Source organism: Paenibacillus crassostreae, from assembly GCF_001857945.1.
Taxonomy (GTDB): domain Bacteria; phylum Bacillota; class Bacilli; order Paenibacillales; family Paenibacillaceae; genus Paenibacillus_AQ; species Paenibacillus_AQ crassostreae.
In genome coordinates this window covers 4546413-4564807 of the sequence record NZ_CP017770.1, presented here as the reverse complement: position 1 = coordinate 4564807, position 18395 = coordinate 4546413, and the positions used below count along the sequence as shown (strand labels likewise).

At 42.4% G+C, this 18395-nt stretch carries 16 protein-coding genes; 3 read left to right on the top strand and 13 right to left on the bottom strand.

The window, feature by feature from the left end:
* Positions 1-61 precede the first annotated feature (61 nt).
* A complete protein-coding gene (locus tag LPB68_RS21140) occupies positions 62-892 on the top strand; it encodes an AraC family transcriptional regulator (protein WP_068655269.1) in 831 nt (276 codons plus the stop codon).
* Between the two features lie 50 nt (positions 893-942).
* Here LPB68_RS21140 and LPB68_RS21135 read toward each other — a convergent pair whose 3' ends face one another.
* Positions 943-1785, bottom strand: a complete 843-nt coding sequence (locus tag LPB68_RS21135) for an aldo/keto reductase (RefSeq protein ID WP_068655271.1) — start codon at positions 1783-1785, stop codon at positions 943-945.
* Positions 1786-2109: 324 nt separating this feature from the next.
* Here LPB68_RS21135 and LPB68_RS21130 point away from each other — a divergent pair, with 324 nt between their 5' ends.
* On the top strand, positions 2110-2970 hold the full coding sequence (locus LPB68_RS21130) for a sulfurtransferase (RefSeq protein WP_068655273.1): 861 nt from the start codon (positions 2110-2112) through the stop codon (positions 2968-2970).
* A 146-nt stretch (positions 2971-3116) separates the two neighbouring features.
* On the opposite strand, the gene LPB68_RS21125 is transcribed toward LPB68_RS21130, so the two are convergent.
* From LPB68_RS21125 to LPB68_RS21080, 11 genes are all read right to left on the bottom strand, one after another.
* Positions 3117-5393 (bottom strand): preprotein translocase subunit SecA, encoded by a 2277-nt coding sequence (locus LPB68_RS21125; protein WP_068655275.1) that lies wholly within the window; start codon positions 5391-5393, stop codon positions 3117-3119.
* Positions 5394-6572: 1179 nt separating this feature from the next.
* Positions 6573-8129 carry an acetamidase/formamidase family protein gene (locus LPB68_RS21120; protein WP_068655277.1) on the bottom strand — a complete coding sequence of 519 codons (1557 nt, stop codon included), beginning with the start codon at positions 8127-8129 and terminating at the stop codon, positions 6573-6575.
* Positions 8130-8777: 648 nt separating this feature from the next.
* Positions 8778-9545, bottom strand: a complete 768-nt coding sequence (locus LPB68_RS21115; RefSeq protein ID WP_068655279.1) for an ABC transporter permease — start codon at positions 9543-9545, stop codon at positions 8778-8780.
* Positions 9546-10307, bottom strand: a complete 762-nt coding sequence (locus LPB68_RS21110) for an ABC transporter ATP-binding protein (protein WP_068655281.1) — start codon at positions 10305-10307, stop codon at positions 9546-9548.
* A gap of 12 nt (positions 10308-10319) precedes the next feature.
* Positions 10320-11189: a pentapeptide repeat-containing protein gene (locus LPB68_RS21105; protein ID WP_068655282.1), complete on the bottom strand. Its 870-nt coding sequence runs from the start codon at positions 11187-11189 to the stop codon at positions 10320-10322.
* 14 nt (positions 11190-11203) lie between these two features.
* A complete protein-coding gene (locus LPB68_RS21100; protein ID WP_068655284.1) occupies positions 11204-12067 on the bottom strand; it encodes a pentapeptide repeat-containing protein in 864 nt (287 codons plus the stop codon).
* Between the two features lie 14 nt (positions 12068-12081).
* The gene (locus LPB68_RS21095) at positions 12082-12411 is read right to left on the bottom strand and encodes a PadR family transcriptional regulator (protein ID WP_068655286.1); all 330 of its coding nucleotides are present in this window, start codon (positions 12409-12411) and stop codon (positions 12082-12084) included.
* 446 nt (positions 12412-12857) lie between these two features.
* Positions 12858-13541, bottom strand: coding sequence for a hypothetical protein (locus LPB68_RS21090; protein ID WP_068655288.1), 684 nt, complete (start codon positions 13539-13541; stop codon positions 12858-12860).
* 347 nt (positions 13542-13888) lie between these two features.
* Positions 13889-14080, bottom strand: a complete 192-nt coding sequence (locus tag LPB68_RS23520) for a hypothetical protein (protein WP_082865583.1) — start codon at positions 14078-14080, stop codon at positions 13889-13891.
* A 514-nt stretch (positions 14081-14594) separates the two neighbouring features.
* Positions 14595-16202: a hypothetical protein gene (locus LPB68_RS21085; RefSeq protein WP_068655290.1), complete on the bottom strand. Its 1608-nt coding sequence runs from the start codon at positions 16200-16202 to the stop codon at positions 14595-14597.
* Entirely contained in the window at positions 16186-16902 is a 717-nt protein-coding gene (locus LPB68_RS21080) for an ABC transporter ATP-binding protein (RefSeq protein ID WP_068655292.1), read from the bottom strand. The genes LPB68_RS21085 and LPB68_RS21080 overlap by 17 nt, the downstream gene beginning before the upstream one ends.
* Before the next feature lie 162 nt (positions 16903-17064).
* Between LPB68_RS21080 and LPB68_RS22920 the strand changes: the two genes are divergently transcribed.
* On the top strand, positions 17065-17316 hold the full coding sequence (locus tag LPB68_RS22920) for a hypothetical protein (RefSeq protein WP_157756153.1): 252 nt from the start codon (positions 17065-17067) through the stop codon (positions 17314-17316).
* A 92-nt stretch (positions 17317-17408) separates the two neighbouring features.
* Here LPB68_RS22920 and LPB68_RS21075 read toward each other — a convergent pair whose 3' ends face one another.
* Positions 17409-18389, bottom strand: a complete 981-nt coding sequence (locus tag LPB68_RS21075; protein WP_068655294.1) for a phosphotransferase enzyme family protein — start codon at positions 18387-18389, stop codon at positions 17409-17411.
* Between the last annotated feature and the right edge of the window lie 6 nt (positions 18390-18395).

Here is an 18395-nt window from a genome sequence, read left to right as displayed (position 1 = left end):
GCTAGATTTATATGATAATATATAGGTTGACTATCTACATGGTAAAAAGGAGCGATGATTCGTGATTGAATACCTTTTCAGGAACTTGCAACAACCAGATTTGCATTTGAATCATTATGGCATCGAACAATGTTCAACAGGACATTATCATGGCCCAGCCGTCCGAGATCATTATTTAATTCATTACATTCTAGAGGGATCTGGAATCTTCGTCGTTGGCAATCATACATATACACTTCATAAAGGGGAAGGTTTTCTCATTTGCCCTGGAGTCATAACCTACTACGAAGCAGACAAGGATGATCCATGGAAGTATGGTTGGGTCGGATTTCACGGGCTGCAAGCTGAATCCTATTTATCACAGGCAGGGTTGTCAGAATCGTACCCAACCTTTCGTTATGATCGAGACGATCAATTGGTGGAATACCTAGAGTCAATGTCAGCTATAAATGCTGTGAATACCGCGAGGGACATGCGATTAACGGGGTTTCTCTATATCATTCTTTCTCTCATCGTCGAATGTGCTCGTGAACCCGAAGAGTCAATATTAGTAAGTAAAGCCAATCGCAAAGAAGCCTATATCAGGAAAGTATTAGACTTCATCGAAATGAATTATTCGAGAAAATTCACGATAACCCAAATTTCTGATTTTATCGGACTTGATCGTAGTTATCTTTGTTCTATTTTTAAAGAATATATTCATTCAAGCATTCAGGAGTATCTCATTCAATATCGTATGAATAAAGCCTGTGAGCTCATGAGCAATCAACAGCTATCTATTGGAGATATATCCCGATCTGTAGGATATGATGATCCACTGCTATTCTCTAAAATGTTCAAGAAAATAAAAGGCTCATCTCCAAAGGTATATCGAAATAACTTGCGATTGTAATCAAAGAAAAACCGTCCCATGGAGAGATCGGTTTTCTTTGGCAACCATACTTAAAAAATAAAATTATCAGGGTCAGAACCTACACGACGATTCTCATTAAGACTATCAATTGCTTTCATATCCTCTGATGTAAGTTCAAAGTTGAATATGTCAGCATTCTCGATAATTCGTTGTTCTTTCGTAGACTTCGGAATCGTAACAAAACCATTCTGCAGATCCCAACGTAAAATCACTTGTGCCACGGACTTTCCATACTTATTCCCGATTTCTTGTAAAGTAGAATTGTCCAATAGTTGACCTTGCATTAATGGGGACCAAGCTTCTAGTTGTATCCCTTGCTCTTGACAGTATGTACGCAGTTCAAGTTGAGCAAGACGAGGATGGTATTCGATTTGATTAACCATTGGTTTGATTTCTGCATCTTGTATTAAATCCTGCAGATGATGTACTTGGAAGTTGCTTACTCCAATGGCACGTACTCGCCCATCTTTATATAGTTTCTCAAGTGCTCTCCAAGTATCTTTATATTTCACTTTCACTGGCCAATGCACAAGATATAAATCAAGTTGCTCTAAGCCTAGTTTACTCATGGTCGTCTCAAAGGCAGCTAAAGTGGATTCATATCCTTGATCGGAGTTCCACACTTTGGAAGTAATAAATAGATCTCCACGTGTTAGTTCAGTTTGTTCCAAAATTTCACGTACGGCTTGCCCTACACCTTCTTCATTATGGTATGCAGCAGCAGTATCAATACTACGATATCCATTCTTAATCGCTGCTTTGACAGCTTGGATAACTTCAGTACCTTCCTGTGATTTGTACACGCCTAGACCTAATAAAGGCATCTTTACACCGTTCGAAAGTGTTGTTGTAGATTGTAAGCTTGAAATCATATCTATAGACCTCCTAAAAGTTTTGTAGCGACGCCTTCATACATTACTTCGTCAAAACTACTTCGGAAGCATATGCTAAAAGTTTTGTAGCGACACCTTCATGCAACTAGTATTTATTCACCTATTTATATTACACTTAAAAAGAATCAATTACCAAATGATCGTTTAGAATCAATTTCATAATTACGCAAGCCTATTTAAATGTAACTATATATTGACAGAATGAGTCGTTCTGATCAATCTATAGTCCTTATTTAAGCTGCATACGCGATTATGAAATTGATTCAATTATTGTATTAATAATACTAAAGGTGGTGCTAACTCTTGACAACAATGATTTCAAAACAGTGGCTACTGGCGCGTTTATATGAACCAGACCTAGTCATCATCGATTGTAGATTTAGCATGGGCATGGGAGACGCCCAAGCGGGACGTATTGTGTATGAGGAAGAACACATTCCAGGAGCAGTATACTTCGATCTAGAGATGGATCTCTCAAGCCCAAAATCACAACATGGAGGTAGACATCCTTTACCTGATATGGATAAGTTCATCAAGACTCTTGAACGCAAAGGCATTAATAATGAATCACGTATTGTTGCCTATGATGATCAAGGTGGGGCCATGGCTGCTCGCTTATGGTGGCTTCTTCAATATATAGGACATTCTGCGACATATGTTATGAATGAAGGATTCTCGAATTGGAAAAAGTCAGGATACCCTGTAAGTGATAAACAACCGATCAGAATTCCACAAACCTTCACTGCTGAAATTCAGCATGGAATGGTTGTAAATATGGAGTATGTGAAAAAAGCAACGGTTGATCCCTCCACTCTCTTGATCGATTCCAGAGAACCTAACCGCTACTTAGGACTGGAAGAACCTATTGATACTGTCGCAGGTCACATCCCAAGTGCAATCAATCTATTCTGGAAAGAACTTCTTGATGATAACGGTCATTGGAAGTCAACGGCTGAGCTACAAGATCATTTCAAGGACATTCCGAAAGATCAAGAAATCATAGTATACTGTGGATCGGGTGTTACAGCATGTCCTAATATACTCGGACTCTCAGAAGCTGGATATACAAGAGTGAAGCTGTATGCGGGTAGCTGGAGTGATTGGATTAGCTTTGAAAGGAATCCGATCGCCATGGGTGACGAAGAGGAGCGGCAAGAAGCTTAATAGTACTTAAACTTCGAATACATCGCCATGCGGTATGCCCTTGCGATGTATTTTTCATGCTATAAAATCAACATGGAGTCAACAAACGATCATAAAAAATACTTATAGGGCAACAACGCGATGATCATTGAAAAAGCTACGCTGTATCAAAATTTTGACAGCTTGAATATCGGCCTCGTAATTGTGCGAAGCCAATAAGCAAATACGGTCGTTGTGGTCCATGAGCTGCGCTTATTCTGGATGTATTGATCATTGATAATATAAGTCCGAGTGGAAGCAGGGCTCTTCAGACCGAACTTTTCCCACTTCGCCGGATCATTCGAACCTCCGAGCCTTACAAGCATATTCGCCGCCTCACTATTTATTTTTGCCGGAATTTGCTCGTATGCTTGGCTGATTTGCGCATGAAATTCGTCGATCGGATTGCGGCTGGCAAGGCTCTCCAAGTGGATGCTTTCGCGAAGGTAAGAAACGTATGCCAGATGGTCTGCCCAGAACTCGTCGATATAAAAAAGCCGTACACGTTGCTCCGAAAGGCTCATCGGCTGCTCACCTTTCAATATTCCGAGCCGTTCCTCGTATAGAATTCGCCTCTGATCCTCCACCATATCCGAATAACAGTTCAGTTCCTGGTGGATGTCGAAGTTTTGACCCATAATAACGCGTTGAATATGAGCGATTTTGCTGCGGAGCACCGGCTCTTCGAGAGCCTCCTCTTGCCTAGGAGCACGAATCGCTTTATTGATGCCGAACCGAAGCAGCAACTCGTCTTCCATGCTTACGAAAAATACGGAAGCTCCCGGGTCGCCTTGGCGGCCAGAACGCCCCCGCAGTTGGTCGTCGATCCGCACGCTTTCGTTCACATGTGTACCAATCACGTACAACCCGCCCAGCTTGGCGACAACTTCTGCTTGCGTAGGGTTGCCTTTGCCGAGCCGAATGTCAACGCCTCGTCCCGCCATATTCGTAGACACCGTCACGGCACCGATTTCTCCCGCTTTAGCGATGATTTCGGCTTCTTTCGCGTCGTTTTTCGCATTCAGAACATGGCAAGGCACGTCGGCAACCATTAGCGCTTCCGCCAGCATGTCAGACTCCTCGACGCTTGACGTACCAATGAGAATTGGACCTCCAGTCGCATGGACGGAAGAGATTTCTTGTACAAGCGCCTTCAGTTTGGCTTCTTTATGTGTATAAATCCGGTGTGGATGGTCGATCCGTATGTTTGGCCGGTTCGGCGGGATTTGCACGACCTGCAGCACATAAATATCTTCGAATTCCATTGCGGAAGCGTGTGCGGTAGCCGTCATTCCGCAAATCCTCGGATACAGGCTAATGAAGTGTTGAATGGTAATGGTCCCTAGAATTTTCCCACCGTCTTTCCACTGCAGCCCTTCTTTGGTGGCAAGCGCGGCTTGCAGCCCGTCCGGTAAATACCTGTTCTCGGCCACGCGGCCGGTATATTCTTCGATCAGCTCGATTTTACCATCCCGGACGATGTAATCGACGTCCTTTTTGAATAACGATTCCACATGCAGCGCGCAATTTAATGACGTTAACAAATGACTATTATGGCTATCGTACAAATTACCGCATCCCAGCAGCGACTCCGCTTTCGCAGCGCCTGCTTCATTCAAGTAAACGTTCCGTTGGAACTCGTCGAAGTCGTAATGCTCTACTTGCTGTAGCTGCCGAGCCACATCTGCGAAAAGAATGCCGTCGTTGCTGGAGGAGCCCGACTCGCCGCTGATGACTAGCGGCACCCGCGCTTCGTCGAGAAGCAGTGAATCCGCTTCGTCGACGATGACGTAGTGGAAAGGACGGTGCACTGTATCGGCTTCGTTTAGTGCGATCGTGTCACGTAAATAATCGAATCCCGCTTCTTTAGCCGTAACATAGGTTATATCCTTTGCGTACGTTTCCCGTTTCTCGAACAGGCTCATGCCCGCTTGAACCGAGCTTACCGTTAACCCGAGGAAACGATAGATCGGACCCATCCACTCCGCATCGCGATTAGCCAAATAATCGTTAAAAGTCAGCACATGAACGCCCTCGCCGGTCAGCGCATTTAGATAAGCAGGCATAACAGCGGAGAGCGTTTTTCCTTCACCGGTATGCTGCTCGATCAAAAATCTCTCGTGCAGAGCGATGGCAGCCATGATCTGGACATCGTAAGGCTGTAATCCGAGCTTTCTCTTCGCTGTCTCGCAGACTAACGCATAAGCATCGACAAGCAGCTCATCCAAAGGCGTACCCGATTTTGCTTCTTTTTGCAGCCGGAGGGATTCCGCTTGAAGCTGTTGATCGTCCCATGCTTCCAATTTCCTTTTCCTGATGAGATCCGCTTTGTCTTGATAGACTTTCAGTTTATTCTGGGTATCGCGGTCTTTGAATTTTCGCATCAACTTGACGGCTATATTCATAGTAATTTGATCTCCCCTCGGTAGAAATACGCTTAGTTTTGAACAATATTTGTGCTGATCTGTCATTCATCAGGTTCAAATCCACTTCATTTAAGCAAAACCATATACCACACCTACCCCCGTTAAAGGTTCACCTGACTCCAAAGCTTTCTTAACTAGGTAAATTCCGCACAAAGCTACCGCAATATTGAGAGCGAGTGTAGTTGAAGGGAGTAAGCTTGCTGCGACCATCTGATGCGGCCCTCAGTTCACGAACGTTCTTATCAAACATATGAGAGATCCCTTCCAGTTATTGGTTGGGAATGATTGTAACTTATGCATTGCAAAATGTAAACAATATATTAATTTTGGAAGCCATCATAGTTATTGATAGGCGAAAAGGCTTTCCTAAGTGGATTTTTATGTTCATATCTATACGTTATATGTGGTTTCAAGGAATATATCATTTTAGCAAAATATTTTTTTTTACTTTTCAAATGCGCAAACGTCAATCCAACTCCCATAAATATGGGATGTCCCTGGGAGTAAAATATGAAACTTCAAAAAAACAAACATAATACAGTCGAAATACATAATCATTCTAAAATTGTATGAATAATTGAAGTGGAGTGCTGTGGTGTGAATTCTATGAAAATTCATTTAAATAAGTTGGGAATCATTTTACTGATTACTGGTATATTATCCGCGTGTTCGTCTGATTCGAGGGATGACATTTCCAGAAAATCAAATATTGGTTTAGAGTCGAGGGTAGATCAATATCTGAACAGGAGTATCTCACAATAGATAATTCGACTTTATTCGAACAACAATTCTCTCCCTTAGAAATTTATGAAGAATTCAGGATATGGTTGGATTGTATATAACGGTCCTTTGATCGCAAATGATTTAAATAAAATGTTAGATGAATATATTAAATAGTTCATGATATTCCATCGGAAGTTAATTCTGCATCCATTTTCTCAAATGACAATGACCTTTCTAGTATGAGGTCTATCAACAGGCTATCAACTACAACTACACCAAGTTCTCTTACCCATCGTAGACACATCTTCGATCACAATCGCAAGCGGGTTATGAGGAGATTAATAAGTCGATGTAAATGGCTACAAAGCAGATTCATGATAACAAAAAAACCGTGATGGACATCTGTCCATCACGATTGAATAATGAAATTTTTTATTACTTTTTACTTAACGATACATTTGCTGTTAACGTTTTGTCGATAGTCGTCCAGTTTACATAAGCACCTAGTATTTTATTAATAACAGAAACAGGAACTACGGTTTGGCCATTTAAAACCTTCGGTACATTACTATTGAATACTAATTTATCGTTAATTGAATACACATCTGAACCAATTTGAGCACTTATAGTTTTCGCATCTAAATTGATTTGCATTGCACGAGTCTTATCATCCCACACTACTGTACCGTCCAATAGCTCCGTAATGGTTCGAATCGGTACGTAGAAATCATTATTATGGACAACCGGTTTGATTAACGTACCACCTATATTCATTGCAACGTCAACATCTTCAAGGAAATCAGTCTTTCGAATGAGTCCATGAACTCCTTTGGTTCGGTCTACGACCTGAGATACTTCATAATCCGTTGCGGCCGATAGGTACGCATAAGCTACAGCTCTATCCATATCAAGCTTATCGGATAAGAATTGAATCGATTCACGTACTGATTCTTTCATCGCTTCATCCAAATCAGGGTCCAGTCCAATTGGAATCCAATAATCCTCTGTTTCAGCAAAGGGTTGCGTGAATTTTCCACTATGCGGTAGCGATGGATCCCCGTTCTTTAACACCGTTAACCGAACTGTTCCCCTTAAGGAAGCTTCCAATGCAGTTAACGCCACTTCTCCATCTCCTTGAGCAAAGTGAGGATCTCCAGTATAGAATAGCCCGCCTTTAACTTGAATTGGATAATAAATTGTTGCGCCAACACCTAACTCATTAATATCCATATTTCCTCCTGTTTCAATTGGAGGGATAGAACTCACAACTTCGCTGGTGTTTGGCGCGACCCCCATAACACCTAGGAACGGATTAATTGGAAAACGTACATTCTTGCCAACTTCTGTTGGTAATACACCATACCAATTGCCGTTGATTTCTTCAATAGGTGTAAATATTGATACATTATTATATAATTCCGGTTTTGTTGCGCTAGCTCCCTCTTGTATACCTGAATTTTCCGGAAATTCATTCGGAAGAGCACCTTTACCATGGCGGTTAGAAATAACACCATATGGAACTCGAGTTTGTAACGAAAGGACTTCTACTTTAAGAACATCTCCTGGCTCCGCTCCCTCAACGGCTACTGGCCCAGTGATAATATGCGGTCCGTCTTTTACATAATCATGCTTAATCGCAGAAGACGCAATTACTTTCGCATCATCCAACACTTCATCGGGTGAGACACCAAATTTTGCGAAGTACTCAACTGGATTTCTCCCTTGATCCTCTATCAGTCCCTCATGCGATACCGTATCAAATGTTACAGCACTTCCTGATGGTACAGTAAGAATCGGAGAGCTATCTCGATTAGGCAGTGATCCCCAGCGAATGTTCTCAATCGCAGACGTTACATAATAATCACCTTCTACCTTATCGATGGTTGTTGGTTGTAGCGGCATACTAAAGCCCACTGAAGGTAGAGCTAATGTAAGCATGCCTATAATCCCTGTTGAAACTCCAAATCTCCTAATAGTTCGGTTAATAATCATTACGCTACCCCCTTATTATAATGTTATATTTTATTACATAGATAACACATTAACATATATAAATAATAACAACAAGATTATTTTTGTTACTAAATATAACACTATAAAACAATATACCAATATAATTTTCACAATTACAGAAAATGAGTCAATATAGTTGACATTAGAAAAAGGTTTGAAACTTAAATACATTTAGTAAACTTGATCGTCATCCGTCAAAAATTTGAATAAATGGAGTTATGTTATAAGGGGGTATCTGTCTACTATAGATCTGATCCAGCGTAGGATATACTACTATACTTCGATTCTGGCCTAACCGTCTGTCTGTACGTGCTTCGTGCTGAGTATAGCTGGATATAAGAATGTAACGTTATATATAGGAAGCTGGAGCGATTGGATTTCGTATGAGGATAATCCGATTACAATGGGGGAAAAGAATAAGAACCGAGAGATCGTATTGGACGCGGGTTGGGAGCAGTGACAGGTTAGAAACAAGTGACCTGTTGCCGCCCTTTTCGGGTTTCTCGTTCAACAGTTTGTAAACAAGAAGTCAAGCAAAGTCGAATATCACAACAAAGAAAACAGCCCGCGAAGCATAACTTCACGAGCCATTTTGGGTCTCTTGTTTCTAGTTTGTAGAGGATACTTTCACACCCGCTTTTTATATACCCTCATTGCAAAGAAATAGGCTACAAGCAAAATCCCGACGCACCACGCAAGAGCGACCCAAATATCATTGCCCACCGGCTGACCTGACAGTAGTGCACGGATGGCTTCCACGATCGAGGTTACCGGCTGGTTTTCGGCAAATGCGCGAACGACTGACGGCATCGATTCGGTGGGTACAAATGCCGAGCTGATAAATGGCAGGAAGATAAGCGGATAGGAAAACGCGCTTGCACCTTCCACCGATTTGGCAGACAATCCGGCGATTGCCGCGATCCAAGTCAAAGCCAGCGTAAACAGCACGAGTATACCGGCTACGGAAAGCCAAGGCAGTACCCCCGCCGAAGAGCGAAAGCCCATAATGAGTGCTACGAGAATGATTACGATGACCGATATAATGTTGGATACTACCGAGGTCAGGACATGCCCCCACAGCACGGCGGAACGTGAAATCGGCATGGTGTGGAACCGCTCTATGATGCCCCGTTGCTTATCCAGAAACAGGCGGTAAGCAGTATAGGATATACCGCTTGCAATCGCAATCAGCAGGATACCGGGCAACAAGTAGTTCACATAGTTATCAGTACCGGTTTGGATTGCGCCTCCAAACACATAGACGAACAGTAGCATCATTGCAATCGGAGTGATGCAGACCGTGATGATAGTGTCCATACTGCGGAAAATATGACGCATGGAACGTCCAAGCATAACACCCATATCGCTGAAAAAGTGGTTCTTTGCCGTCTCCATTTACATTACCTCCTTTTTGCCGACGATTGAGAGGAAAATCTCTTCTAATGTCGGCTGTTTTTCAACATACTCCACCTTTGCGGATGGGAATAGCTTTTTTAGATCCGCGAGCGTGCCACTAGCGATAATCCTGCCCTCGTGCAGAATGGCAATTTGGTCGGCAAGCTGCTCAGCCTCCTCCAAATACTGCGTGGTCAGGAATACCGTCGTGCCACCGTCGGCAAGCTCCTTGACAATCTTCCAAGTCTCAATGCGTGCCTCGGGGTCAAGCCCAGTGGTTGGCTCGTCGAGGAAAATAAGCTGCGGTTTTCCCACAAGACTCAAGGCGATGTCAAGTCTGCGGCGCATACCGCCCGAATAAGTAGACGCCCTGCGGTCGGCAGCGTCTGTCAGGCCCATGCGTTTAAGCAAGTCGTCCGCAACCTGACGCGGATTTTTGAGGTGACGCAGTTTGGCAATCATAATCAGATTTTCCCGTCCGGTCAAAACTTCGTCAACGGCGGCAAATTGCCCGGTCAGACTGATCGCCTGCCGTACATTGTCGGGCTGTGACACAACATCGAATCCGTTGACGGTGGCGGTTCCGCTATCTTGTTTGAGCAGCGTAGTGAGGATTTTGACAACCGTTGTCTTGCCCGCCCCGTTGGAGCCGAGCAAGGCGAAAACACTGCCCTCTTCCACCTCGAAATCTACGCCCTTTAGGACTTGAAGCTGCTTGTAGGACTTTTGCAGCCCAATCACTTGAATTGACTTATTTTTCATATTTTCCCCTCCTTATATAACTGTTACTTTTGACAAATCGACGACCCATAGGCCTTTAAGCGCAGCATAAGTCAGCTTATCCATCGTAGCGCCGTCAAAGCAGACGGTTTTGAAGGCATTGTAAGATTTGTTAGTCACGGATAGTGGCAGACGGAATGACACGTTCTTGAGTGTCGCTCCCCTAAACGAAACGTCATTCAGTGCAGACTTGTCAAACTTGACACCGATGAAGGTCTGCCCGTCAAAATGCATTCCTCGCAGATCAGATTTTTTGAAATCCACGCCGGTAAAGAGACAACGATCAAAGATTGTTTTTCTAAGGTCAGTCTTGGTTAGCGTAACGTCGGTCAGTTTTACGTCTGTGAATTTAGCTCCGTCCAGTCCCGACATGCTGAAGTTGGTGCGTACAAGGATCGATTTATTGAAGCTCGCATCCGTAAGGTCAGTGATGGGAAAGTTGCAGTCTGTCAGATTTGCTCCGTCAAAATTGGCTTCACGCGCATTACTGACTTCAAACGAGGTGCCGGTCAAATCGGCGCCGGCAAAGTCAGCTCCGCGCAACGCGGTCACTTTGAATTTTCCTTTGTGTAACATAACGCCCGCGAAGTCACTCTCTTGCAGATCGATCGGACCGAGGTTTATCTGCACCTGCCGCTCTAGCGAGCGGGAGATGTTAGCGACCTCCTGTACGGTTTGCTCAATGTCGCCGATGCTGTCAATGGTCATCTCCAAAGCTGTTTCATCGTCGTTGCCCTCGGCTTTCAGATCGCGGAACCGTTCCTGCAAATCGGTGAGCAGGTCATGCTTTAATTCGGTGACGCTCTTGACCCCATCGTAGGGTGAGAAAACGCCGTTCACATAGTTCGTTAATTTCCCATTCATAACATCAACACTCCTTATATAATCGTAACCCCCGACAAATCGGCACCCATGCCTTTAAGGGAGGCATATGTCAACTTATCCATCATGGCTCTGTCAAAGCAGACGGTTTTGATGACACGATAATACTTTTTAGACCACGAAGAGGTCGGAAAAGACACGTTCTTGAGTGTCGCACCTTTAAACGAGACTTCGTTTAATGCCGACTTGTCAAACTTAACGCCGATAAAGGTTTGCCCGTCAAAACACAGCCCTCCCAGAGCGGAAGAATTGAACTCCACACCGTCAAAGATACAGTTTTCAAAGATTGTTTTACTGAGGAAGGTCGTGTTCAATTTGACGTCGGTCAGTTTTACACCTATGAATTTTGCACCGTCTAGCATCGACGAGCTGAAGTTGGTGCGTACAAGGATCGATTTATGGAAGCTTGCATTCGTAAGGTCAAGACCGGACAGGCTGCAATCCGTCAGATTCGCGCCGTCAAAGTTTGCTTCGCGAATATCGCTGCTCGCAAACGTGCTGCCGGTCAAATCTGCGCCCGAAAAGTCTGAACCGTGAAGCGCACTCCCTTTAAACTGTCCTTTATGGGCCGTAACGTCTGCAAAGTCGCTATCAGCTAGATTGCTACCGATAAAGTTCGTCACCACCTGCCGCTCCAGCGAGCGGGAGAGGTTAGCAACCTCCTGTATCGTTTCCTCGATGTCGCCGATGCCCTCAATGGTCATCTTAAACGCTGTTTCATCGTCTTTGCCGTCGGCTTTAAGTTCACGATACCGCTCCTGCAAATCAGTGAGCAGATCGTCCTTTAATTCGGCGGCGCTTTTCACCCCATCGTACGGTGCGAAAACGCCGTTTAAATAGCTGGTCAATTTCTCATTCATAACATCCAACCTCCTTATAATAAGTCTTCAAGCACACGCTTTGCGTACTCCCAGTTGTTTTTGTTGCGGGCGTAAACAGTCTTTCCCTTTTCGGTAATCCTAAAATATTTACGTCGTCCGCCCTGAGATTCATCTCCCCAATACCACTCGATATCACCATCCGCCTCAAGCCGACGAACGCTCGAGTACATGGTGGCTTCCTTTAATTCATACTCACCACCCGAGCGTTCGGCAATCAGCTTGACAATCTCGTACCCGTAGCGGTCAGCTTCGGATAAGAGCCGTAAAATCATCGTATCGGTATGTCCTCGTAGCAGGTCGGATGTAATTTTGTTCTCGCTCATGTAATCACCTCCGTATTTGTATAATACGGCATAGTACTGTTACTGTCAATGTACTATTTTAGTTTTAATACTTTGTTTGATTAACATGATATATATTCACAGCGGTAGCTAACGGATTCATTAACCTAATGGATACGAAAGCATTCAGCTGTTTTGCAAAAAACAATCAACAACCTGCAAACAACAGCAAGAGCAAGCATAGATTCAGCCACAAGCATGGGTGATTGCTTGGATTCTCTTGCTTGCTCTTGAATTATTATTTGACCACAGCCCCACGAGCCCCCATGTTTGAATGGTTATAAAACAAAAAAAGGGGGGATGGGACAAGAACAGGCTGCAACGTTGTTATTTGCAGCCTGTTGAATGTTGTTTACAAGTTTTCAACCTGATTTATCGACTCGCATTAGCAATGTCACCTCTACTCTTTGAAGTGACTTTCTCTTTGGTCAATTAAGCTTTTCCTTTATATGAATGCATTTTTTCAAGTGTATTAAGATATGTTCTGTTGCAGGCATCAGTACTAGCCAAGCTATATTTCTTTTACTCCAGTAATCGGCTAGACTACTCGCGTTTTGAGCAACAGCATTTTCATCGAACAATCGATTGATTCTGTTTTGTTCAACTTTGTCTATAAACCGTCCTGGCTTCAACATCGATATGATTTGTCTTGTTTGCTTACCAACGGCAGTTTTGTAAGCCAATAATGATTCAAAACTTATACTTGAACTTAACTCGGCAATTTCTTCCTCACTCATCTCATTACCAGAGTGGGTAAATCTAGTATTCATTGTTTCGAACCAATTTCCAGAATAAAGAGCTTGTTGATCATCAGCCACTAGAATACTCATGGTCATATCCTCAAGTCGGGCACTATGCCAAAGATGCCATGCAATCGAGTTTTTCGTATCTGAAAGGTTCAAGGGGTACTTTCTGAAGGTTTGTTCGTCCAAATTTTTTATTACGGCATCATGTAATGTTAGGTCGGATAAATTCCCAACGGATGAGGAATGTAACCAAGCATGCAGAGAAAGAAATAGTTGAATGGCTTGTGTATGTTTTTGGGGGTTTAAAATTATTTCATTTAAAGACTTGAGATTCTCACTCCATACCCTTAGTTCTTCCAAGTCCATGGAATCAACATCTCCTTCTGTGACGGTTGTTGAAGAATACTACCCTTAGCGTAGCATGGAAGGACGTGCTCCATTGATTGAAGACAAAACCCAATATTAGAAAGATAATAACTGCCATGGGCCAAATGATAACAGTAATTGCCCTTATCACGCGAGTCTCCTCTTTCTTTTTCTACGATATGTAGAAATGAGCGTAAATAAACCAATAAGCCAACAGAATACCCTGTTGGTTTATTGGTTTTTTTGATTTCTTTACCTTAAGATATCAATTTTTATGCAACATGAAGGTTAAATGAATAATAACTGAGATGATACTCAAATGATCCACTCATACAGTCTTTCTAATGCTAATGAATAGTACTGGCATCCACTTTTACTTGTGGTGCCTTGTCGCAGCGTTTACATACCTTTACAGCCGTCCCATCACTTTTGGTTCTTGGATAAAGCAGCTTAATTCGTGTGCTCTGGCAGACTGGACAGGTGCCACGGCCACGTGATGGTAGGTTCCATAACGCATGCCCACGTTTTGTTTTCGCCATAAATATTTCCTCATTTCATTAAATTTTAGTACAATCTCTCATTTCTAACTACCCAATCTGTGTACTTGTTCCTTCTTTCAATTATGGATAAATAATACAAGGTGATCAAGGTAGAGAATATGTTTAATGAATCTTTCCTCCGTTGTCATCTCCATTCTTATTTTGGTTGCTACTGATCCTTATCATAGACAATTAAGAGAAAATATTTTTCGTGGCTGGACGAACGACGGAAATATTCTTCTGGGGAAGACCAAATCTGATGAACCTTTTACTTTATCGGTCTTGATACCAAGTAGTCCCTAAGTCATTTTTCCAATAAATTCTTGCCATTTTAAAAGTCATTTCATTTGGCGCTCTAAAGTCCATACATTTCCGCGTTTCATTAACTAAGTGCACAAAAAAAGCCCGCGTTGAGACGCGGACTATGTATGACAGAGGAGTTCAGTTATCGGTTGTTTAGTAGGTTTACTAGCTACACTACAGAACGCAAGCCTCGTTTTGTGTTCAAAAAGGTTTATTTCACACGGAATGTGTGACTACCGTATTTTCGAACGAGATTAAGTGAAGTGAATAAGTATAATAGCGTAAGTGTAACAATAATAGCAGTGAAGATGCCTGCTGGTGCACGTAGGACAATGCTAATACCGCTTGCAATCGATACACACATGTTGACAACAAAATATAGCGGATTCTTCACATTCATTTCCGAAGTGTATGGTTGAAAGATATAGTACATAAACAGATGATGAATGGAGAAAAAGACGGACAACGAGAGTATACACACCCACATCAAGATTAGCTCTTTGGTTAACCATTCTCCACCCGCTACTATCGTAATAGCTGTTAATGCCGCAGCCAGAACTGTTGCAATCCTTAGATTCAGACTCATAATTTTAATAAGCCGAATGCGGAAATGCTCGGAAGCCGAGGCTCGATAGAAGCTATACCGTAAAAGGCTGTTGTCACAGTTATAGAACATGGCTTTGCTCATTTTTTCTCCCACGGATAAGAGATACATAACAAAAACCAGGTAGGGAAACGTAACTCCAAGATCTGGCGCTGTGAATTCACTTCTCTGTGAGAGCATCATCACAACTACCACACCCACCAAACCAAATGCTCCAGTGATAGCCATCCTCTTGTATACCGGTTCGTTAATAAGACTCCGATGTCTGGAGAAGAACAGAACATTGAGATAATCGTAGCCTACCTTATTTCCGATCTTTTCCTGATGCTTCCCTTTCAAGGCATAGTCGCTTTCTTTCGATTTCACACTTGTTTTCTCCGCCTCCGCCATCATACGCCCAAAATCCAACAAGAGATCGTCCCTCTTAGTTGCGGCATCGACTGCCCCTCTGTAGTTGGAATTTCGGCTAAGTCGAACAACTGCGAAGATCCCTCCGCCCAAGAGTACGATACAGATAGGCAAGCTCAGCAGAAACGATAAGGTCACTGGTACCAGATCGAACAGTAGTGGCATATAAGCAACAGCATAGCCAATTCCGATGACGGTCCAGACAATCACAGTATTTTTTATCAAGACCATACCCGTTGTATCAAAGAGCTTAAGATGCAGATACTCCGTAAGAATCCTCCACAAGGTAACAGACGCTACCAACAAAATAGACTCTGTGATGGAGGCTCCCAGCAATGATGCGAATATAATCATCGCAGGTAATAAATAGACCATGAACGTAACATATCGGTAAACAAGAGTAGCCTTCATATATTTTGTAGGAGACAGTCTCATTAGCTTCACAGCTACGTATTTCTCTCGTTTTGGCTCCAATATGGTGGCGCTACTGACACCTGCAACCACAAAACTGAGTAAAAAATAAATATGTACAAAATACTTGAACTGATCTTCAGCTGAGAGGTCACTACCTAATCCGACTACAGGCAAGTAAATGAGCAAACCTACATAGACTAATCTATTTACAAATCCCGATAGTAGGTTTATGAGAAATACGATTATGGAAATGACCTTTTTTAAGTCTGCATTAGCATAGATACTGTCCGTCACATATTTCCCCATCACCGGTAGCTTCTGGATGTAATAAATGAATAGATTCGTTACTGTTGATGTCCTAACCACAAGAAGCGTATTAAGAGTTCTCATCATGGCTCTCATCCTTCAGCAGTTTAATAATGTTTTGTTCAAATTCCTCGCTGTGCAACAGTTCTGTCGGGACTGCAGACAACTGCCCATTGTTCAACACGACCAACTCATCGCATAGATCGGAGGCTAATTGCAGAATATGTGTGGAGAAAATCAGAATATGATTCCGCTTCATCTCTCGTAACATTTCCTTCATTTCCGACGCAACGATGATATCAAAAGAGGTAAGTGGCTCATCTAATAATATTACGAGCGGTTTCGTAATGAGGAACATCAACATTTGTAGCTTGTTCTTCATTCCGTGAGAGTAACCTTTAATAAGCCGGTGCCTATCCTCCACTGACATACTCATCAAGTCAAAATAATCATCGATACTTTGATCCATGTGCAGCTTATCACGGTTAATATCCATAAAGAACTTTACGAATTCATACCCTGTCAGGAACTCGGGAAGAATCGGCAGTGAATAGACATATCCGATATCCTGCTCACTCAACTCCCGAACAACTCCATTCTCCTCCAATAACACTTTCCCGCCATCCATGGCCATCTCTCCGCTCAAGCAGTTGAACAACGTCGTTTTACCTGCGCCATTTCGCCCCAACAGACCGTAAATTTTCCCTTTCTCAAAGGTATAGCTAGCTCCCTTGAGCACCTCTTTTCCAGCAAACTGTTTGACAATATCATCTATGATAAGATGCAATTACAACTCCCCCACTCGTTAAAAATACTGTTTATTTTTTACTATACGTAATAAGCGATTGATCAGTTTCATAATGAGGAAACACAAGATCGATGCGAATACTCAAAAACGTAGGGTTTGTAATCGAATTAGTAATGTGATGAATCTGCCGGCTAATTCGTAATGATTCACCATAATGCCATATGTGTTGCGGGTCAACTATTCGATCTCAAAGTTCGGTTACAAGTGGGAACACCGCAAGCATTAATATCCATAGAAATAGAGGGTCATGAGCCGATGTCATGCAAGATGGATGGTACGGAGTGGCAAGAAAAATCACTTATTAGAAACATTAGTATTGATAAAGGAAAAGTTCGCATCATCATTCGTATACTTCATGGTCAAGTTGATTTGGATTGGCTTGAGTTTATTTAATAGAATATTAAAAACACGCATTGTGGAAATTGACGGTCGATGACATTATCCTTTCACAAAGCGTGTTATTCTAGAATATATCTGAATTTCAATTACATTATTGAATGAACCTCACACCAATCCCTTAGAAACTGAAGATTGGTATCGAAATAATGATCATTCTGCCATCCATTCCCCCATATGTGCGAACTACCAGTATGAAGACCCATCAACCAGATTTCTCTAATTGCAATAAACAATGGAATTGCTTGCAGATCACCCTCCCCTAGTTGTTTGAATTCTAGATAAGATTCAAGGTATTTATCCCATAAGTTATTCTCAAATTGCTCTTTGGGTTTCCCTCTAACTTTCGCCCATTGAAATACAGAAATATCATAGGCTCTCCATCCATATCCTCCACAGTCAAAATCAAAATGAGTTAGTGTACCATTATCACAAAAGTGTACATTTCCTCCATGAAGATCACCATGGCATATCCCCCACTCCAAGTCATTTGAAATGGATTCGATCCTATTCCTTAATAAGTCGGATAAAGATTTCAGATACGAAATATCATTCGGTCGATGTGCTAACGCCTTGTTAATGGATGCCAATGGTTGGTCAAGCAGATGGTACAAGTCAATCATGAACCGCTCTCTAGTTGGTTTGAAATCATCCATACTAATGTGCATTTTGGCAGACTCTCGTCCATAAAGGATGGCGGACTCTTCGGTGTCTAGGTATTTCCCTTCTGCGAAAGAATACAGAACAGCGTAACGTTCTCCCTCTGGTGCATTAATCCCAAACCAATAATTCCCATTAATATTAGTAATCGGGTAAGAAACGGGAATATTATTATTCTGCAAATGTTTGAGTAGCTCCACTTCAAAAGTAATATCATCTAAAGTACGCCAATGTGTCTTATAAATCCTTAATATATATGTACCGATAGAAGATTTAACCGTATAAGTATCATTCAACCCACTTCCTAGAAGATGACAATCACTGACAGTACCTATCTCATACTCATCTTCAACAACGGATATTAATGCATCAGATGAAATAATAGCGTGTGTCACTGGCATATCTAACATCTTCGT

Coding starts and splice junctions, on each gene's coding strand:
- LPB68_RS21135 (WP_068655271.1), bottom strand. CDS start 1,785: ATGATTTCAAGCTTACAATCTACAACAACACTTTCGAACGGTGTAAAG.
- LPB68_RS21125 (WP_068655275.1), bottom strand. CDS start 5,393: ATGAATATAGCCGTCAAGTTGATGCGAAAATTCAAAGACCGCGATACC.
- LPB68_RS21120 (WP_068655277.1), bottom strand. CDS start 8,129: ATGATTATTAACCGAACTATTAGGAGATTTGGAGTTTCAACAGGGATT.
- LPB68_RS21115 (WP_068655279.1), bottom strand. CDS start 9,545: ATGGAGACGGCAAAGAACCACTTTTTCAGCGATATGGGTGTTATGCTT.
- LPB68_RS21110 (WP_068655281.1), bottom strand. CDS start 10,307: ATGAAAAATAAGTCAATTCAAGTGATTGGGCTGCAAAAGTCCTACAAG.
- LPB68_RS21105 (WP_068655282.1), bottom strand. CDS start 11,189: ATGAATGGGAAATTAACGAACTATGTGAACGGCGTTTTCTCACCCTAC.
- LPB68_RS21100 (WP_068655284.1), bottom strand. CDS start 12,067: ATGAATGAGAAATTGACCAGCTATTTAAACGGCGTTTTCGCACCGTAC.
- LPB68_RS21095 (WP_068655286.1), bottom strand. CDS start 12,411: ATGAGCGAGAACAAAATTACATCCGACCTGCTACGAGGACATACCGAT.
- LPB68_RS21090 (WP_068655288.1), bottom strand. CDS start 13,541: ATGGACTTGGAAGAACTAAGGGTATGGAGTGAGAATCTCAAGTCTTTA.
- LPB68_RS23520 (WP_082865583.1), bottom strand. CDS start 14,080: ATGGCGAAAACAAAACGTGGGCATGCGTTATGGAACCTACCATCACGT.
- LPB68_RS21085 (WP_068655290.1), bottom strand. CDS start 16,202: ATGATGAGAACTCTTAATACGCTTCTTGTGGTTAGGACATCAACAGTA.
- LPB68_RS22920 (WP_157756153.1), top strand. CDS start 17,065: ATGATTCACCATAATGCCATATGTGTTGCGGGTCAACTATTCGATCTC.
- LPB68_RS21075 (WP_068655294.1), bottom strand. CDS start 18,389: ATGTTAGATATGCCAGTGACACACGCTATTATTTCATCTGATGCATTA.